Source organism: Tardiphaga sp. (genome assembly GCF_028290785.1).
Taxonomy (GTDB): domain Bacteria; phylum Pseudomonadota; class Alphaproteobacteria; order Rhizobiales; family Xanthobacteraceae; genus Tardiphaga.
In genome coordinates this window covers 1-15592 of the sequence record NZ_JAQGJD010000386.1, presented here as the reverse complement: position 1 = coordinate 15592, position 15592 = coordinate 1, and the positions used below count along the sequence as shown (strand labels likewise).

Sequence of the window (15592 nt, the reverse complement as noted above, 5' to 3'; positions counted from 1 at the left end):
CGGTGGGGTTGTTCGGATTGGCCAGCCACACCAGCTTGGTGCGCGGCGAGACCGAGGCCAGGATCGCATCGACGTTGCAGGTGAAATCGGTTTCCTTGGCGACCACGTTGGTGGCGCCGTTCGCCGCGGTGGCGATCGGATACACCAGGAAGCCGTGGGTCGTCGAGATCGCCTCGTCGCCGGGGCCGAGATAGACATGCGCCAGCAGGTTGAGGATTTCGTCGGAGCCGGCGCCGCAGACGATGCGTGCGGGATCGAGGCCGAAGGTGCGGCCGATCGCTTCGCGCAGCACGCGCGAGGTGCCCTCCGGATAGTCCTCGAGATGCGCGGCAGCGGCGGCGTAGGCTTCCCTGGCGCGCGGCGAGGGGCCGAACGGCGTCTCGTTGGCCGACAGCTTGAACATCTTGCGGCCGGGTTCGGCCACCGGGCTCTTGCCCTGAACGTAAGGCGCAATATCGAGGATGCCGGGTTTCGGCACGGGGCGGGACATCTTCAACTCCAGATTATCGATCGATGCTTCAGGAACGCGGCGCGCCGGAGGCCCGCACCGTATAGCGGGTTGCGTGGCTGCCGACGAGGGCCGTGGAGCGCACCGAGGCGCCGGCCTCGATCAGCGCCGCCTTGATGTTGGCCAGGCTCGTCGTGCCGGTGATCGAGATCAGCAAGGCGGCGCCATCGAAGGCGGTATCGGGCACGGCGACGATCTCGGCCAGCGGCGACAGCGCGCGTGCGATCTCCGCATTCCAGCCCGACACCCGGACGCTCCACATCTCGACCTCGGTCACCATGGCGCTGTCGGCGACCCGCGACACCACGAACACCGGCAGCGCGGCCGGATGGTCGGCACGCTCGATGAACGGCAGCCGGGCGATGATCTTGGGCGCCCCTTTGGTCTCCAGGTCGATCCACCATGGCGTCCGGCTGGACGTCGCCGACACCAGCGCCAGATCGCCCTTGGATTTGGCGACGGCATCGACCGCGGCCGCGGCGCTGAAATGCGCCACATAGGGCACCGTGAAGCCGAAATGGAAGCGGGCCGAATCCCGCATCGCGGGTTCGTTCGAGGCGATGTCGGCATGTACCGAGAACGGCGCCTGCACATAGGTGAAGGTGGCGATGATGACCCGCCAGATGCTCTCCACCGTATCGATCGGCAGGATGCCGCGATGACGCTGCACCAGCCGGCGCATCATGTCGGCCTCGCGCGCCGGACGGAATGCCGAGCCGACTTCCTGGGTCTGCTTCACCGAGATCAGCCGGTCGATGATATCGCCGCGCTGCATCAGCAGGCTGTGGACCTCCGCGTCGATGCTGTCGATCTCCTGGCGGAGTACTTCGAGCGAGGGCGGAGCGGGCGGCGCGATGGACATGGCAATAGCCTGTAAGCAGTTGATCAGAAGGGCGTCTCGGCCCGCGCTTTGATTAGGAAAGACTGGCCCTGAAAGCAAAGAAAACATGGCGGCCATGCAGTGCGGCAGGTCGTAGGGTGGGCAAAGGCGCTCTTGCGCCTTGCCCACCATGACCCGCTCGGCCGTGACGGTGGGCACACATCGGCCGCGCTGCGCGCGGTCCGATGACTTTGCCCACCCTACCGCGGCAAGGTATTCGCCCGTCTTGACGGCAGTCCCGCGCAGGACTAACTTACCTGCCTATTCCGTGGTCATTTGAGCCGGCCGGCTTGCAGCCACGTTAAACAACTCGCTAAACAGGCCGGGGACATTTTGATCCCGGCCGAACCTATGTTCAGGCCGGGTTTTTTTATGGCTTGATCCCCGTGCTGAGAACCTCCCGAGGAGGCCGGTATCAAGATGGTCACGATCCAGTCGGTGAAGAGCCCCGTGAAGCCCGACGAACGCGGGCACGAAGCGGATCACCCCACCTCGCAGGTCGCCCTGTTCGGCGCTGATCAGCCGTTGCGGCTCGATTGCGGCATCGACCTTTCGCCGTTCCAGATCGCCTATCAGGCCTATGGCACGCTGAACGCCGACAGATCCAACGCCATCCTGGTCTGTCATGCGCTGACCGGCGACCAGCATGTCGCCAATCCGCATCCGGTGACCGGCAAGCCGGGCTGGTGGCAGACCCTGGTCGGCCCCGGCAAGGCGCTCGACACCGATCGCTATTTTATCATTTCCTCGAATGTGCTCGGCGGCTGCATGGGCTCGACCGGCCCGGCCTCCACCAACCCCGCCACGGGCAAGCTGTGGGGCCTCGATTTCCCGGTCATCACGATTCCCGACATGGTGCGGGCCCAGGCGATGCTGGTGGACCGGCTCGGCATCGACACGCTGTTCTGCGTGGTCGGCGGCTCGATGGGCGGCATGCAGACGCTGCAATGGACCGCGGCCTATCCGCAGCGCGTGTTCTCCGCGCTGGCGGTGGCCTGCAGCACGCGGCACTCGGCGCAGAATATCGCGTTCCACGAACTCGGCCGACAGGCCGTGATGGCCGATCCGGACTGGCGCGGCGGGCGCTACTTCGAGGAAGGCACCCATCCGCACCGCGGCCTGGGTGTGGCAAGAATGGCCGCGCACATCACCTATCTTTCCGACGCTGCGCTGCACCGAAAATTCGGGCGGCGGATGCAGGACCGGGAATTGCCGACGTTCTCGTTCGATGCCGACTTCCAGGTCGAGAGTTACCTGCGCTACCAGGGTTCGTCCTTTGTCGAGCGGTTCGATGCCAACAGCTATCTCTATCTGACGCGCGCGATGGATTACTTCGACATCGCCGCGGATCACAACGGCGTGCTGGCGGAAGCGTTTCGCGATACGCAGACTCGCTTCTGCCTGATGTCGTTCACCTCCGACTGGCTGTTTCCGACCTCGGAATCGCGCGCAGTGGTGCATGCGCTCAATGCCGGCGGGGTGCGGGTGTCATTCGCGGAGATCGAGACCGACAAGGGTCACGATGCTTTCCTGCTCGACGTGCCGGAATTCCTCGATATCGCCCGCGCCTTCCTGAATTCCGCGGCGTCGGTACGCGGCCTCGTGGGAGCGGAGAAGTAAACATGTCCGTCGAACAGACCTTGCCATTTGCAAGCCCGGCGCCGCGCGGCGCTGAATTGTATCGCGGCGACCATCTGCTGGTGGCCGGCATGATCGAACGCGGCTCGAAAGTGCTCGACGTCGGCTGCGGCGATGGCGATCTGCTGCAACTGCTTGAAACCCGCGGCATCGACGGCCGCGGCATCGAGCTGTCGCGCGAGGGCGTCAATCGCTGCGTCGGCAAAGGCCTCGCGGTGGTGCAGGGCGACGCCGATACCGACCTGATCAACTATCCCGACGACTCCTTCGACTACGTGGTGCTATCGCAGACGCTGCAGGCGACGCGGCAGCCGCGCGTGGTACTGGAGAATTTGCTGCGGATCGGGCGTCGCGCCATCGTCTCGTTTCCGAACTTCGGATTCTGGAAAATGAGGTTGCAGCTATTGGTCGGCGGCCACATGCCCCGCACCGAGAACCTGCCGGCGACCTGGTACGACACGCCCAACATCCACTTCTGCACCATCAAGGATTTCGTCCAGCTCTGCGACGAGATCAACGTCAAGATGGAGCGTGCGGTGGCGCTCGATTTGTACGGCCGCCCGTTGCGGCTCAATGCGCCATGGTGGTTCTGGAACATGTTCGGCGAGCAGGGTGTGTTCCTGCTCTCGCGTGCCGACAGACCAAGTGGACGATAGCACCTCGTCAACGAGTCAAGTGCAGTTCGCGATCCTACGAACCTGAAATCTCGAAAAATCGGCGCAGCCCTTTTTGCAGGCCTCGTCTGCGCTATTGGCGGGCCAATTTGATAACAGAACATTTTCGCGTACTAATGTTGCGCGAAGAGCCTGATTCATGTGCATTTAAAGCTATTTTACGAATATATGTTAAGAGAGGTTAATGCTCGTGGCTGCAATGCGGCCCGGATTACCTGCGGAAACGACGCGGATTTTGGCGCGTCTTTTTCTCGCCACATCAAATTCCTTAACCCCACCCCCGACGTCAGCCGCTTGTTAGCAGCGACTTGGGATTTGGGTTCACAAGGAAAAAATTTGGTATGGTTCAGTTCAATGCGTTCGGCCGGGCACTTCGCTTCTGCATTCTTGCGTTGTGTTCGGTAATCGTCGTTGCGATTGCTACTCCGGCTTCAGCAAGGCCACATCACCGCGGGCATCACGCCCATTCTCACGGCAAGCATTACGGACACGGTTCGCGTCATCACGGCCGTCATCACATGCGGGTCTCGCGTCGCCAGGCGACGTTACAGAGCGCCGACAGCGCGGCCGAATCCTTCACCAATAATTCGGGCTTCGGCTCATCCAACGTGGTCGCGGAAGCGCGCCGTTATATCGGCGGCAATCCGACCGGTCGTGGTCGGCTGTGGTGCGCGCGCTTCATGAACATGGTGCTGCAGCGCTCCGGCCATCAGGGCACCGGCTCCGACATGGCACGCTCGTTCTCCAGCTACGGCCAGCGCATCTCCGGCCCGCAGGTCGGCGCCATCGCCGTGATGTCGCGCGGCCGTCGCGGCGGCCATGTCGGCGTCGTCAGCGGAATCGACGACAAGGGCAACCCGATCATCGTGTCCGGCAATCACGGCAACCGCGTTGCGGAGTCGGTGTATTCGCGCGGCCGGATCTACGCCTACGTAATGCCGTCGAGCTGAGTTTTGCGTAGGGTGGGCAAAGCCGCCGTGCGCGAAGCGCGCGGCGGAGTGCCGACCACTTACAACTGAGCGAGTGAATGGTGGGCACGGCGCAAGAGCGCCTTTGCCCACCCTACGAGAACGCCGGCACTTCCACTTCGATCGCATCGCCTTTCGCGATCGTGCCGCCCTCGATCACCTCGGCATAGACACCGAGATCGGGGTGGCCATACGTATCCATCAATGTCTTCGGAATCGCGAGATCGCGCACCGCCGTGACGGGATCGACGTTGGTCGCCGCACAGCGCTTGGTGCGTTTGACGATTTTCAGGCGCGTCTTTCCGATCGAGATGACCTGGTCCATCAGATCGAATTCGCGCCACGCCGGCCAACCCGTGACATGCAGATTGCCGCGAAACCGTAGCGGGTGCACGGGCTGCCCGATCACGTCTTCCAACGCCGCGACGCTGGCGAGGTTGATGATCGACACCACCTTCCGATTCACATCGGAAAAGCTATGGCCGTCTGCAATCAGAATCTTTGGCGGCCCGCGCAACTCGTCGGCGAAGTTGACGGCGAAGAACTGTTCGATGGCCGCGCGCCCCTCGGCGCTTTCAAGATCGCCACGCGCGGTCTCGGCGCCGTTCTCTTTGATCGTCAGCACATGCGTGGCGTCGTCGTAATGCGTGCGCAGGGCGGCGAGGCGTTCGTTGCGCATCAGCATCAGGAACATGATTTTCGGGAGATGCAGCGGTGCCGCCGGATCGAACCCGCTCGGGCCGTTCTCGATAGCGTAGCGCCGATCAGACGGCAGGGTCTGGCCGGTCGAGAGCGTCACCTGCGGCAGGTGCTCCGGGGTCAGGCCCTTGACGGGATAGCGATAGAGGCCGGTGACGGTGGCTGGATTTTGATGCATTGGCTTCCTTAAGGGATTTCGCCCGGGACTGCCATCCAGCAAAATTTGCGCCGCCTCTCCCTTCCGCTTCCCGTTCCGCTGCCCATATTTGCGTCAAGCTGGTTTTGACGCCAGCGACGACCGCGGCCGGTTGACCAACATCAATGCGGCCGGCGGAAACCCAGTGAAGATGCCGTTGTCGTGCCTCCGGGGCGAAAATGGCAGGCCGAGGGACATCCAGATCATGAATATCGAAAAATACACCGAACGCGTGCGCGGCTTCATTCAGTCGGCGCAGTCTTTGGCCGTGCGCGAGGGCCATCAGCAATTCTCGCCATTGCACATCCTTAAAGTCCTGCTCGACGACAGCGAGGGCCTGGCGGGCGGTCTGATCGACCGCGCCGGCGGCAATTCGCGCGCGATCCTGCAGGCGACCGAGACCGAACTCGGCAAGATGCCCAAGGTTTCCGGGGCAGGGGCCGGGCAGGTCTATCTGGCGCCGGCCACGGCGCGCGCGCTGGAGGCCTCCGAACAGGCGGCCGAAAAGGCCGGCGACAGCTTCGTCACCGTGGAGCGGCTGCTGCTCGCTCTGGCGCTCGACAAGGATTCCGAGGCCGGCAGCCTGCTCGCCAAGGGCGGCGTCACCCCGCAAAATCTCAATGCGGCGATCAACGCGCTCCGCAAGGGCCGCACCGCGGATTCGGCGACAGCCGAAAACGCCTATGATGCGCTGAAGAAATATGCCCGTGACCTGACCCAGGCCGCGCGTGACGGCAAGCTCGATCCGGTAATCGGCCGCGACGAGGAAATCCGCCGCACCATCCAGGTGCTGTCGCGCCGGACCAAGAACAATCCCGTGCTGATCGGCGAGCCTGGCGTCGGCAAGACCGCCATCGTCGAGGGACTTGCGCTACGCATCCTCAATGGCGACGTGCCGGACAGCATCAAGGACAAGGCGCTGCTGTCGCTCGATCTGGGCGCGCTGATCGCTGGCGCGAAATATCGCGGCGAGTTCGAGGAGCGGCTGAAGGCCGTGCTGGCCGAGGTAACCTCGGCCGAAGGCGGCATCATCCTGTTCATCGACGAAATGCATCAGCTGATCGGCGCCGGCAAGGGCGACGGCGCCATGGACGCGTCGAACCTGCTGAAGCCGGCGCTGGCGCGCGGCGAGCTGCATTGCATCGGCGCCACCACGCTGGACGAATACCGCAAGCATGTGGAGAAGGACGCCGCCCTGGCGCGCCGTTTCCAGCCGATCTTCGTCGCAGAGCCCACCGTAGAAGACACCATCTCGATCCTGCGCGGGCTGAAGGACAAGTACGAGCAGCACCACGGCGTCCGCATCACGGACTCCGCGCTGGTCGCCGCCACGACGCTTTCCAACCGCTACATCACCGACCGCTTCCTGCCCGACAAGGCCATCGACCTGATGGACGAGGCCTCCGCACGGCTGAAGATGCAGGTCGATTCCAAGCCCGAAGAGCTGGATTCGATGGACCGAGAGATCATCCGGCTCAAGATCGAGCAGGAGGCGCTGCGCAAGGAGACCGACCAGGGCTCGAAGAGCCGGCTGGAGACGCTGTCCACCGAACTGGCCGATCTGGAAAAACGCTCCGCGGATCTCACCTCGCGCTGGAGCGCGGAGAAGAACAAGCTGTCCAACGCCCAGAAGCTGAAGAGCGAACTCGAAGCCCTGCGGCTTGAATTGGCCGATGCGCAGCGCCGCGGCGAGTATCAGCGCGCCGGCGAGCTGGCCTATGGCCGGATCCCGGACTTGGAAAAGCGGCTGGTCGAGATCGAGGACAAGGAAAATGCCGGCGAGATGATGGAAGAGGCGGTCACCGCCAACCACATCGCGGAGGTGGTCTCGCGCTGGACCGGCGTGCCGGTCAACAAGATGCTGGAAGGCGAGAAGGACAAGCTGCTGCGCATGGAAGACAGCCTGGCAGACCGTGTGGTCGGGCAGGCCGAGGCCGTGCACGCAGTTGCCACCGCGGTGCGGCGGTCGCGGGCGGGCCTGCAGGACCCGAACCGGCCGATGGGCTCGTTCATGTTCCTGGGCCCCACCGGCGTCGGCAAGACCGAGCTGACCAAGGCGCTGGCGTCGTATCTGTTCGACGACGACACCGCGATGGTGCGCCTCGATATGTCCGAATACATGGAGAAGCATTCGGTCTCGCGCCTGATCGGCGCACCTCCGGGCTATGTCGGCTATGACGAGGGCGGCGCGCTGACCGAAGCTGTCAGGCGCAGGCCCTATCAGGTCGTGCTGTTCGACGAGATCGAGAAGGCGCATCCCGATGTGTTCAACGTGCTGTTGCAGGTGCTCGACGACGGCCGCCTGACCGACGGTCAGGGCCGCACCGTCGATTTCCGCAACACGCTGATCATCATGACCTCGAATCTCGGCTCCGAATTCCTGGTCAACCAGCCGGAAGGCGAGGACACCTCGGTGGTCCGCGATCTCGTCATGGGAAATGTGCGCGCGCACTTCCGCCCGGAATTCCTCAACCGCGTCGATGAGATCATCTTGTTCCATCGCCTGCAGAAGAGCGAGATGGGTCGTATCGTCGAGATCCAGTTCAGCCGCCTCCAGAAGCTGCTGGAGGACCGCAAGATCGCTCTCTCGCTCGATCCCGCGGCGCGAGACTGGCTCGCCGAAAAGGGTTGGGACCCGGCCTACGGCGCGCGTCCCCTGAAGCGGGTGATCCAGCGCTTCGTGCAGGATCCGCTGGCGGAAATGATCCTCGCCGGCGAGGTCAAGGATGGCGACGACGTGGTGATCTCCACGGAAGCCGGCGTGCTGACCTTCAACGGCCAGGCGCCCCACACCGCGGAGATCGAGCCGTTCGAGCGGCCGGTATCGAAGCGGATGCTGAACTAAGCGGCTGTCCCTCGGATGAAGCTACGCGGCCCATCCTGCGATGCAGGAAGGGCCGTTATCTTGTCGAGGGCAGATCGGCGTTCGATGCAGTCAGGACGCCCTTGGAGCCGTCGCCGTGGTGACGCCATCGGTCGCTCCCGGCGCCTCTGCCAGGCTCAGCCGGCTGGCGCGCCAGCTGATCAGGATCATCACCGCGCAGACCACATAGAAGCAGGCGCCGAGCGCGTAGGTGCGGGCGATGCCGAACTCGATCGACAGCGCCATGCCCAGCGCCGAGGCCAGCATCGAGGTGATGCCGTTGGCGCTCCAGAAGAACGGCAGCAGATTGGCGTGGCGACGCCAGATGCTCAGGCCGAGCGGGAACATCATGCCCATGCAGAACGCCGGCGGTGCCAGCAGCAGCACCGATACCACGATGCGCATCTCGGTGGTTTCCGACCGCGCCCATGTAGTGACGAACGGCGTCAGCCACCCGGCTGCCGCCAGCGCGGCCAGCAGCGCGACAACCCGGCCGATCACCGCGCCGGGGCGCGGCGGGGTGGCGCCGACGGTGGTGCTGCCGATGCCGCCGAAGAGCAGGATGGTGAACAGCACGACGCCGAGCCCGTAAACGGGATGGCCGAGGAACACCATCAGGCGCTGCATCTGCGATATCTCGATCAGCATGAAGCCCATGCCGATCGCACTGAAATAGGCGACTGGTGGCGTCAGCGTCGATAGCGGCATGGTGCGGGCGAGACGGACAAACGGCAGCACGATGTAATACAGGCAGGCGAGAAGGGCCGCGAGCACCAGCGCCAGGGTGATGCTGATCGCCGAATTATTGTTGGTGAACGCCTGCGCCGGCGCCGACGCGATGCCTCCCATCCGGGCCGTGTAAAAGAAAAACGGGTTGTCGTCGGTCGAAGGCGCGATGTTTTCCGGCAGCGAGTCAAAGAACGTCTTGTCCGCCTTGCCGGACAGCAACGTCGTCGTGACGGTGTCGAAAGCGAAATCGGGGCCGAGCAAGATCTTGAAGCCCTGGGCTTGCAGTCTTGTGCGGGCGCTGTCCCATTGTGCGGCGGTGAAGGCCTCGGGGCGGCTGATGACGTTGACGATGGTGCCGACATTGACGGCTACCACATGCTGCGACAGTTCGGCAGCAGGGACGCCCTTGCGCTGCAGCGCGCTGGCGGCGATCGCGACCAGCCGGTAGAACTCGCCCTTGTGGGTGTCCGGCTCGTACCAGCGCGACACCGAGAGGATGCCGCCCGGGTTCAGCGCGCGATAGAAGTCATCCCAGGCTTCCACCGTATAGAGGCGGTTCTCGGTGAGCGTCAGTCCGCCGGCTGCGGTGGCAGCCCAGGTATCGATCAGCGAGATCTGCACCAGGTCGTAGCGTTCGGAGGAATGGTTGATGTAGCTGCGAGCCTCGGCGTTGGTCAGGGACACGCCGGGCTGGCGATCGAGGTGGCCGGAAAAATCCGCAAACTTGTCGGTGAGCACTTCGAAGATCGCCGGGTTGATCTCGATGCCGCGGATACTCTTGGCGCCGAAATACAGTCCGGACAGGATATCGCGCCCGCCGCCGACACCGACGACCGCGACGTCTTTCGGCGGCTGCACCAGATAGGCGGCGTTGATGACGTCGTCCTTGAGATAGGACAGCTTGCGGAGATCGCCGTCAAAGCGCGTGATCACCGTGGCGGCATCCGCGTCGATGTCGAGGTGCTTCTGATCGATCGTGGTGGTCGGCGGATGCGCCAGGCCCCAGCCAAACGGCGTGGCTTCGCCCCGTACGGTCACCCGCACCCGCGAATAGGTGTTCCAGCGCTCGAACAGCGTGCCGGTCTGCGCCACGCCCTTGGCCCAGACGACTCCCAGATGGCTTTGGCCGGATGCGGCCAGCCCGGTATGTAGCGCGGCCGCTGCCGCTAGCGTCAGCGCGACGGTGCCGCTGAAGCGCAGGGTGCGCCTTTCGCCATGGCCGCGCACGACCATCCAGCCGGCGGCGGCGGCGGAAGCGCCGATCCACAGCGTGGCGCTGACCGGATCGACCAGCAGCAGGACGAAGATGACGCCGAGGCAGCCCAGCGCTGCGCCGGAGAGGTCGGCTGCATAGAGCCAGCCGCCGCTATAGGGCAGCCGGGTTAGCAACAGCGTGATGCAGATCCCGCTCTCGGTGAACGGCATCACAAAGGCGAAGGTGGTGATGGCCAGGCCCAGCCCCACATAGGGCGCGGGAAGCGCCAGCGGGACGCACAGGAACGCGATCATCGCGCCGACGCCGGTGATGGCGAACCGCGCGGCGTGGCGGGCGAATTCCGCGGCGACGCGGTCCGGCGCGTAGCGTTCCGGCTTGCCATAGACCTGCATCGCGCCGCGCGTCAGCCCGAGCATCGCCAGCGAAATCGCGGCGAAGGCGAAATGGTAATACAGCATGACGCTGAAGAAGCGGGTGATCAGGATCTGGAACGACAGCGTGGCGGCGGCCAGGACAAAAATGGCCACGAAATAGCGGCTTTGGGTCGCGGGAAATGTGGGCAAGGCACGGTCCTCGAGCGGATGAAATGGCCCAGCGCGATGCGCGGCTAGCCCGTCGAAGTTGCACGAAACTTGCTAATAACTGATTGATCCGGGTCCGTAATCTGCGGCGTCCGGGCGCGGACAGGCCTGTCCCCCTCGGTGAACGGCCCATGCTCGGCCGCTCGGGGGACGTTTTGCATGGCGGCGCCGCATGACCTAGAACGCGGCCTCAACAGCCTTGGAAACCGCGCATGATCGACAATCGTTTCGCTTTTGGCGTGGTCGGCGGCCTCGGCGCGCTGGCCGGGGCCGATCTGCTGCAGCAGTTGATCCGCGCCACCGCGGTCGATCACGAACGCTATGCGATTGTGTTCGAGCAGCAGAGTTTCCCCGGTGACCGGCAGCGCGCCGATCCCGGTTACGATCCGACCGGGCGCAAGCTTCACGCCTTCAGCCTGATCCGCCGGCTCGAGATGCGCGGCACCGATGCCATTCTGCTGCCTTGCTTCATCAGCCAGACCTTCCTGCACGAGATCGAACCCAACATCGGCACGCCGGTCGTGGGCCTGATGGCCGCGTTGCAGGCCAAGGTGATCGCCGACTTCCCGCGGGTGAAGCGCATCGGCGTCCTGACATCGAGCTACGTCCGCGACAAGAACCTGTTCGGCCAGACGTTCGGCGCCAGCCATGAGGTGGTCTATCCGGACGACGAAGCGCAACGGGCGTTGATGGACGTGGTCTATGGCAGCGGCGGCATCAGGTCCGGCCAGCGCACGCCGGATCTTCTGCAGAAGCTGCAGCAGACATGCGACGATCTCGCCGCCAAGGGCTGCGAGATCATCGTCCCCGGTGTGACGGAGCTGTCGCTGGTCCACGCAGCGCTGGCGGCGTCGCTGGCGATTCCGATCATCAACGTCAATGCGTGTTACGCGGACTATGCCGTGAGCCAGCCGATGCAGCGGCCCGGCCGCGCCTTCAAGATCGGCGTGGTCGGCGGCGTCGGACCGTTGGCGACGGTCGATTTCATGGGAAAGATCGTCAAGCTCACCGAGGCGCTGCGCGACCAGGATCATATCAAGATGATCGTCGAGCAGAATCCGCAGATCCCGGACCGTACCGAGCATCTGCTGCATCAGGGGACAGATCCGACGATCGCCCTGTTCGCCACCTGCAAGAAGCTGGAAGCCGCCGAGGCCGACCTGATCGCGATTCCCTGCAACACAGCGCATGCCTTCGTCGCGCGGATGCAGTCGCATCTGCGGATTCCCGTTCTCAACATGCTTGATGAAACCGTGGCGCAGATTGCGGGCCGTTATGCCGGCCGGTCGGTCGGGTTGCTGGCGACGTCGGGCACGGTGGCCAGCGGTGTGTATGCGGAGGCGGCGGGGCGCGCCGGGATCCAGATCATGCTGCCGGATGCGGAGCATCAGGCGCTGGTGATGAACGCGATCTATGGCGCTACCGGCGTGAAGGCCGGGTTTACCGAAGGGCAATGCCGAACCGACCTGCGCATGGCGATCGAGCATCTCGCGCAGCGCGGCGCGGGCGTGGTCGTGCTTGGCTGCACCGAATTGCCGCTGTTGTTTCCGCAGACCGAAAACTTCGATGCCGCGGGCCGGACGGTCGCGTTGCTCGATCCAACGCTGCTGCTCGCTTCCGCCTGCGTCCGGCATGCGCAGGCCGGGCAGCACAGACGGGCAGACAGCTCCGTCCCATCGGCCATGTAATCACCGGCCGCGCCTCGGTGGCGTTTAGCAGATCTGTGGAATGACGCTCGCGGCGAAGGCTCAGCGGCTGGTGGTCTGCCGTACGGGCTGCGGCCCGGTGGTGCCCGTGGCGTCGGACACCCGCGCGCCGTTGCCGCGGTTGTTCATCTGGCCGTCGAGCCGGTCGCGCTCTTTCTCGAAGCCCGCCATCACCGGGCCTTCCAGCGAACGGCCGCGCGGCAGCTTCACGCGCATCGGATCGACGAAGCGACCGTTGACCAGGATTTCGTAGTGGACATGGGCGCCGGTGGAAGCGCCGGTGGAGCCGACGAAGCCGATCACCTGGCCCTGCCGCACGCGCTTGCCGGGCTCGAGGCCCTTGGCGAAGGCCGACATATGGCCGTAGGCGGTCTCGTAGCCGTTGTTATGCTTGAGCTTGACGAACTTGCCGTAGCCGCCTTCCCAGCCGGCGACTTCGACGACGCCGTTGCCAGACGCGAAGATGGGCGTGCCATAGGGCGTCGCCCAATCGACGCCGGTGTGCATCTTCACATAACCGAGGATGGGATGGCGGCGGCTGCCGAAGCCGGAGCGCATGATGGCGTTGTTGACGGGCTTGCGCACCAGGAACTTCTTCGCGCTCTTGCCGGTCTCGTCGTAGTAGTCGACCACGGAATCGTCGGGGGTCTGGAAGCGGTAGTATTTCTTGGTCTCGCCACCGACGGTGAGCGAGGCGAACAGCACCTCGGTCTTCTCGGTGATGGTGGCGCCTTCGTCCTCGCCGGCGAAGAACACGTCGAACGAGTCGCCGGGCTGCACCTTGCGCTGGAAATCGACGTCGTAGGAATAGATCTTGATCATGTCCTCAATGACGCTGGCCGGCACCTTGTTGCGCATCGCGGTCTCGTAAATGCTCTGGTAGAGCCGCACGCCGGTGCCGTCATCCTCATCGTCGTCGTCTGCGGCGGTCGGCGTCTCCGCCACGGTGTTCATGCTGGAGACATCGACCGCGACGTATTTGCCGAGATCGGACAGCGCCGACACCGCCTCGATGGTCGATTCGTTGGCGACGATCACGCGGTAGGGCTGCAGCCGCTGGCCGAGGCCGGATGGCGCCATCAGGATGCGCAGTTTCTGGCCTTCCTTGAGACCGCCGTCGCGGCCGCGCGCGCCGAGCGTCACGGCGATCTGCCTAGCGTCCTCGGGCGTGGCGCCCTGGTCGCGCAGGATAGTCAGCACGGTATCGCCCTTCTTGACGACATGGATGCGTTCGCCGGTGGGATTGCCGCCGGTGGCCTGGTCCTTGGTCTTCGCCAGCTGGGTGACGTTTTCCGGCACCACCCGGGTTTCGAAACCGGCGTAGGGATCGGCCGTGCTGCCTTCGGCGGCATAGGCCATCTTCATGTCGGGACGGCCGCCCATATCGTTGGAAGCGCTGGCCACGGTGTAGCGGATGCCGTTGCCGCCGCGCCAGTTCGAGGCATCGCGCACCCGCATCAGGACTTCGTCGATCGCCACGCTGGCGGCGATTTTCGCTTTCGGCAGCACCGCCGCGAGATCGCGGGTGACGAAGGATACTTCGGCGTCGGGCTCGATGGCATCGGGATTGACGGCGGCATCGTCCGGGGTAGTGGGCGTAGCGCTGCCGACATCGGTCAGCATGCGCTGCGCATTGAAGGGAGGGATCTTGGCAGACAGATCGCTGGTGGCCATCGCCAGGTTGCCGGAGATCCGGATGAAGGGGCGCACCCGCATCACGTCGCGATTGCCGACGCGCGTCACGGTCGAGACCCGCTGCACCTGGCGCGCAGCGCTGGATTCGCTGGGCGGCGGCAGGCGGTCGCTCTTGTGCAGGCTGGCCATCTTGTCGTTGGCGCTGAAGGCGCCGCGCAACGCGCCCTCGACGCGCTCGGGTACCCGCGCGAAGGTCATCTCGCCATCGAGCGACGCAAAAACGGCGCCGCCAATCAGAGCTGCGCCGCAGAGACCCGTGAGAATCGTGCCGCTGAACCATTGTACCGAGACACGACGGCGATCGATCACCGCAGCTTCCGAGCCATCGACGGATAGCGGAGGCTCGTGGCCGAGATCGATGACCCCGGTCTCGCGATTGTAGCTGCCCCCGCGTGACGACCCGTGGTTCAAACCGGCATCCCCCAAAATTCCAACATCATGCGATAAAGGCTTCCCCAAGAATCTGTCCGAGCCTCGGATCGCCCAAACACATCGCACCGATGTCCGAACACCCGCGCCAAAATGCTGGCGCAAATGCCGGACGTCAATGCTGCTCACTCACTCGCTGTATTCCAGCTCTTCGCGCATCCTGACAGGGCGATGCACCGGAAGGCCCGCCGCCGCCGGGATCGCCAAGCGAGAAATGTTCCCGAACCCTCAAAAATTCTTCGGACCCGCGAACGTTTTTTCGCTCGTCCCAGCTTCAGAACGCCGCAGCAATGTGGCTCTTGTACGGCGCGGGCGCTGTAAAACCTCAGCTTTTCGCGCTCGCACCCGTGCGAACATGGCGTGACGTTTTTCTGACCGATTGGCGTTGACAGATCCGAGTAGGAGGGCCTATAAACCGGCCACTGAGCGCGGCGGCGCCGGGGCCCACGGGTCCAGGCAGGCTTCCGTGCCTCTGATGCTCCTCATCAAGGTGCGTGACTTAACAGCCGATAGGTGTCGGTTGTGATTTGTCGTCCGGTGAGGCTGCGGGCCTTCTAGCAATAGAAGCGCCTATCAAATTTCTCCCTTCATGGGAGGGCGACGCTTCGGCGTCGGGTTGTTTGACAAGTTTAGATGAAGAAAGAGAAACGTGGACGGCGGAGTCCTTGCGGGTCTTGATTTTCGGGCATTCGGCGCAAGCTGGTGTTTGGGGATTGAGGCCGGACGAAAGACTTCGGCGGTACACGTTTTGATACAAAGGTTACACCATCGTTGTTTGCGCTGTGAAGCGCGAACGGCAGGTTGGTCGGG

General features: G+C 64.2%; 11 protein-coding genes and 1 riboswitch. Of the genes, 5 read left to right on the top strand and 6 right to left on the bottom strand.

What is annotated here, in order from left to right:
• Together JWR89_RS24665 and JWR89_RS24660 are read right to left on the bottom strand one after the other, a co-directional pair.
• On the bottom strand, positions 1-490 hold a 490-nt coding region (locus tag JWR89_RS24665), incomplete at its 3' end, for an aminotransferase class I/II-fold pyridoxal phosphate-dependent enzyme (RefSeq protein WP_299720830.1).
• 28 nt (positions 491-518) lie between these two features.
• Positions 519-1370 carry a chorismate mutase gene (locus JWR89_RS24660; protein ID WP_299720829.1) on the bottom strand — a complete coding sequence of 284 codons (852 nt, stop codon included), beginning with the start codon at positions 1368-1370 and terminating at the stop codon, positions 519-521.
• A gap of 276 nt (positions 1371-1646) precedes the next feature.
• A riboswitch (SAM riboswitch) is annotated at positions 1647-1726 on the top strand.
• An 82-nt stretch (positions 1727-1808) separates the two neighbouring features.
• Between JWR89_RS24660 and JWR89_RS24655 the strand changes: the two genes are divergently transcribed.
• The 3 genes from JWR89_RS24655 (at position 1809) to JWR89_RS24645 (ending at position 4650) form a co-directional block, all read left to right on the top strand.
• Positions 1809-3008, top strand: a complete 1200-nt coding sequence (locus JWR89_RS24655; RefSeq protein ID WP_299720828.1) for a homoserine O-acetyltransferase — start codon at positions 1809-1811, stop codon at positions 3006-3008.
• Between the two features lie 2 nt (positions 3009-3010).
• The gene (metW, locus tag JWR89_RS24650) at positions 3011-3682 is read left to right on the top strand and encodes a methionine biosynthesis protein MetW (protein WP_299720827.1); all 672 of its coding nucleotides are present in this window, start codon (positions 3011-3013) and stop codon (positions 3680-3682) included.
• Positions 3683-4041: 359 nt separating this feature from the next.
• On the top strand, positions 4042-4650 hold the full coding sequence (locus tag JWR89_RS24645; protein ID WP_299720826.1) for a TIGR02594 family protein: 609 nt from the start codon (positions 4042-4044) through the stop codon (positions 4648-4650).
• 112 nt (positions 4651-4762) lie between these two features.
• Here the strand turns inward: JWR89_RS24645 and JWR89_RS24640 are convergent, their stop codons facing one another.
• Positions 4763-5545, bottom strand: a complete 783-nt coding sequence (locus tag JWR89_RS24640) for an MOSC domain-containing protein (protein WP_299720825.1) — start codon at positions 5543-5545, stop codon at positions 4763-4765.
• A gap of 223 nt (positions 5546-5768) precedes the next feature.
• Between JWR89_RS24640 and clpB the strand changes: the two genes are divergently transcribed.
• Positions 5769-8408: an ATP-dependent chaperone ClpB gene (clpB, locus tag JWR89_RS24635; protein WP_299720824.1), complete on the top strand. Its 2640-nt coding sequence runs from the start codon at positions 5769-5771 to the stop codon at positions 8406-8408.
• Positions 8409-8498: 90 nt separating this feature from the next.
• On the opposite strand, the gene JWR89_RS24630 is transcribed toward clpB, so the two are convergent.
• On the bottom strand, positions 8499-10934 hold the full coding sequence (locus JWR89_RS24630; RefSeq protein WP_299720823.1) for a hypothetical protein: 2436 nt from the start codon (positions 10932-10934) through the stop codon (positions 8499-8501).
• 230 nt (positions 10935-11164) lie between these two features.
• On the opposite strand from JWR89_RS24630, the gene JWR89_RS24625 reads away from it, so the two are divergent.
• Positions 11165-12640 (top strand): amino acid racemase, encoded by a 1476-nt coding sequence (locus JWR89_RS24625; RefSeq protein ID WP_299720822.1) that lies wholly within the window; start codon positions 11165-11167, stop codon positions 12638-12640.
• Positions 12641-12700: 60 nt separating this feature from the next.
• On the opposite strand, the gene JWR89_RS24620 is transcribed toward JWR89_RS24625, so the two are convergent.
• Both JWR89_RS24620 and JWR89_RS24615 read right to left on the bottom strand, forming a co-directional pair.
• Positions 12701-14764, bottom strand: coding sequence for a M23 family metallopeptidase (locus JWR89_RS24620; RefSeq protein ID WP_299720821.1), 2064 nt, complete (start codon positions 14762-14764; stop codon positions 12701-12703).
• Positions 14765-15411: 647 nt separating this feature from the next.
• On the bottom strand, positions 15412-15592 hold a 181-nt coding region (locus JWR89_RS24615), incomplete at its 5' end, for a hypothetical protein (RefSeq protein WP_299720820.1).

Bases quoted from the DNA above. Each gene is read 5' to 3' on its own strand.
- JWR89_RS24655 (WP_299720828.1), top strand. From the start codon at position 1,809: ATGGTCACGATCCAGTCGGTGAAGAGCCCCGTGAAGCCCGACGAACGC.
- JWR89_RS24625 (WP_299720822.1), top strand. From the start codon at position 11,165: ATGATCGACAATCGTTTCGCTTTTGGCGTGGTCGGCGGCCTCGGCGCG.
- clpB (WP_299720824.1), top strand. From the start codon at position 5,769: ATGAATATCGAAAAATACACCGAACGCGTGCGCGGCTTCATTCAGTCG.
- JWR89_RS24640 (WP_299720825.1), bottom strand. From the start codon at position 5,545: ATGCATCAAAATCCAGCCACCGTCACCGGCCTCTATCGCTATCCCGTC.
- JWR89_RS24660 (WP_299720829.1), bottom strand. From the start codon at position 1,370: ATGTCCATCGCGCCGCCCGCTCCGCCCTCGCTCGAAGTACTCCGCCAG.
- metW (WP_299720827.1), top strand. From the start codon at position 3,011: ATGTCCGTCGAACAGACCTTGCCATTTGCAAGCCCGGCGCCGCGCGGC.
- JWR89_RS24645 (WP_299720826.1), top strand. From the start codon at position 4,042: ATGGTTCAGTTCAATGCGTTCGGCCGGGCACTTCGCTTCTGCATTCTT.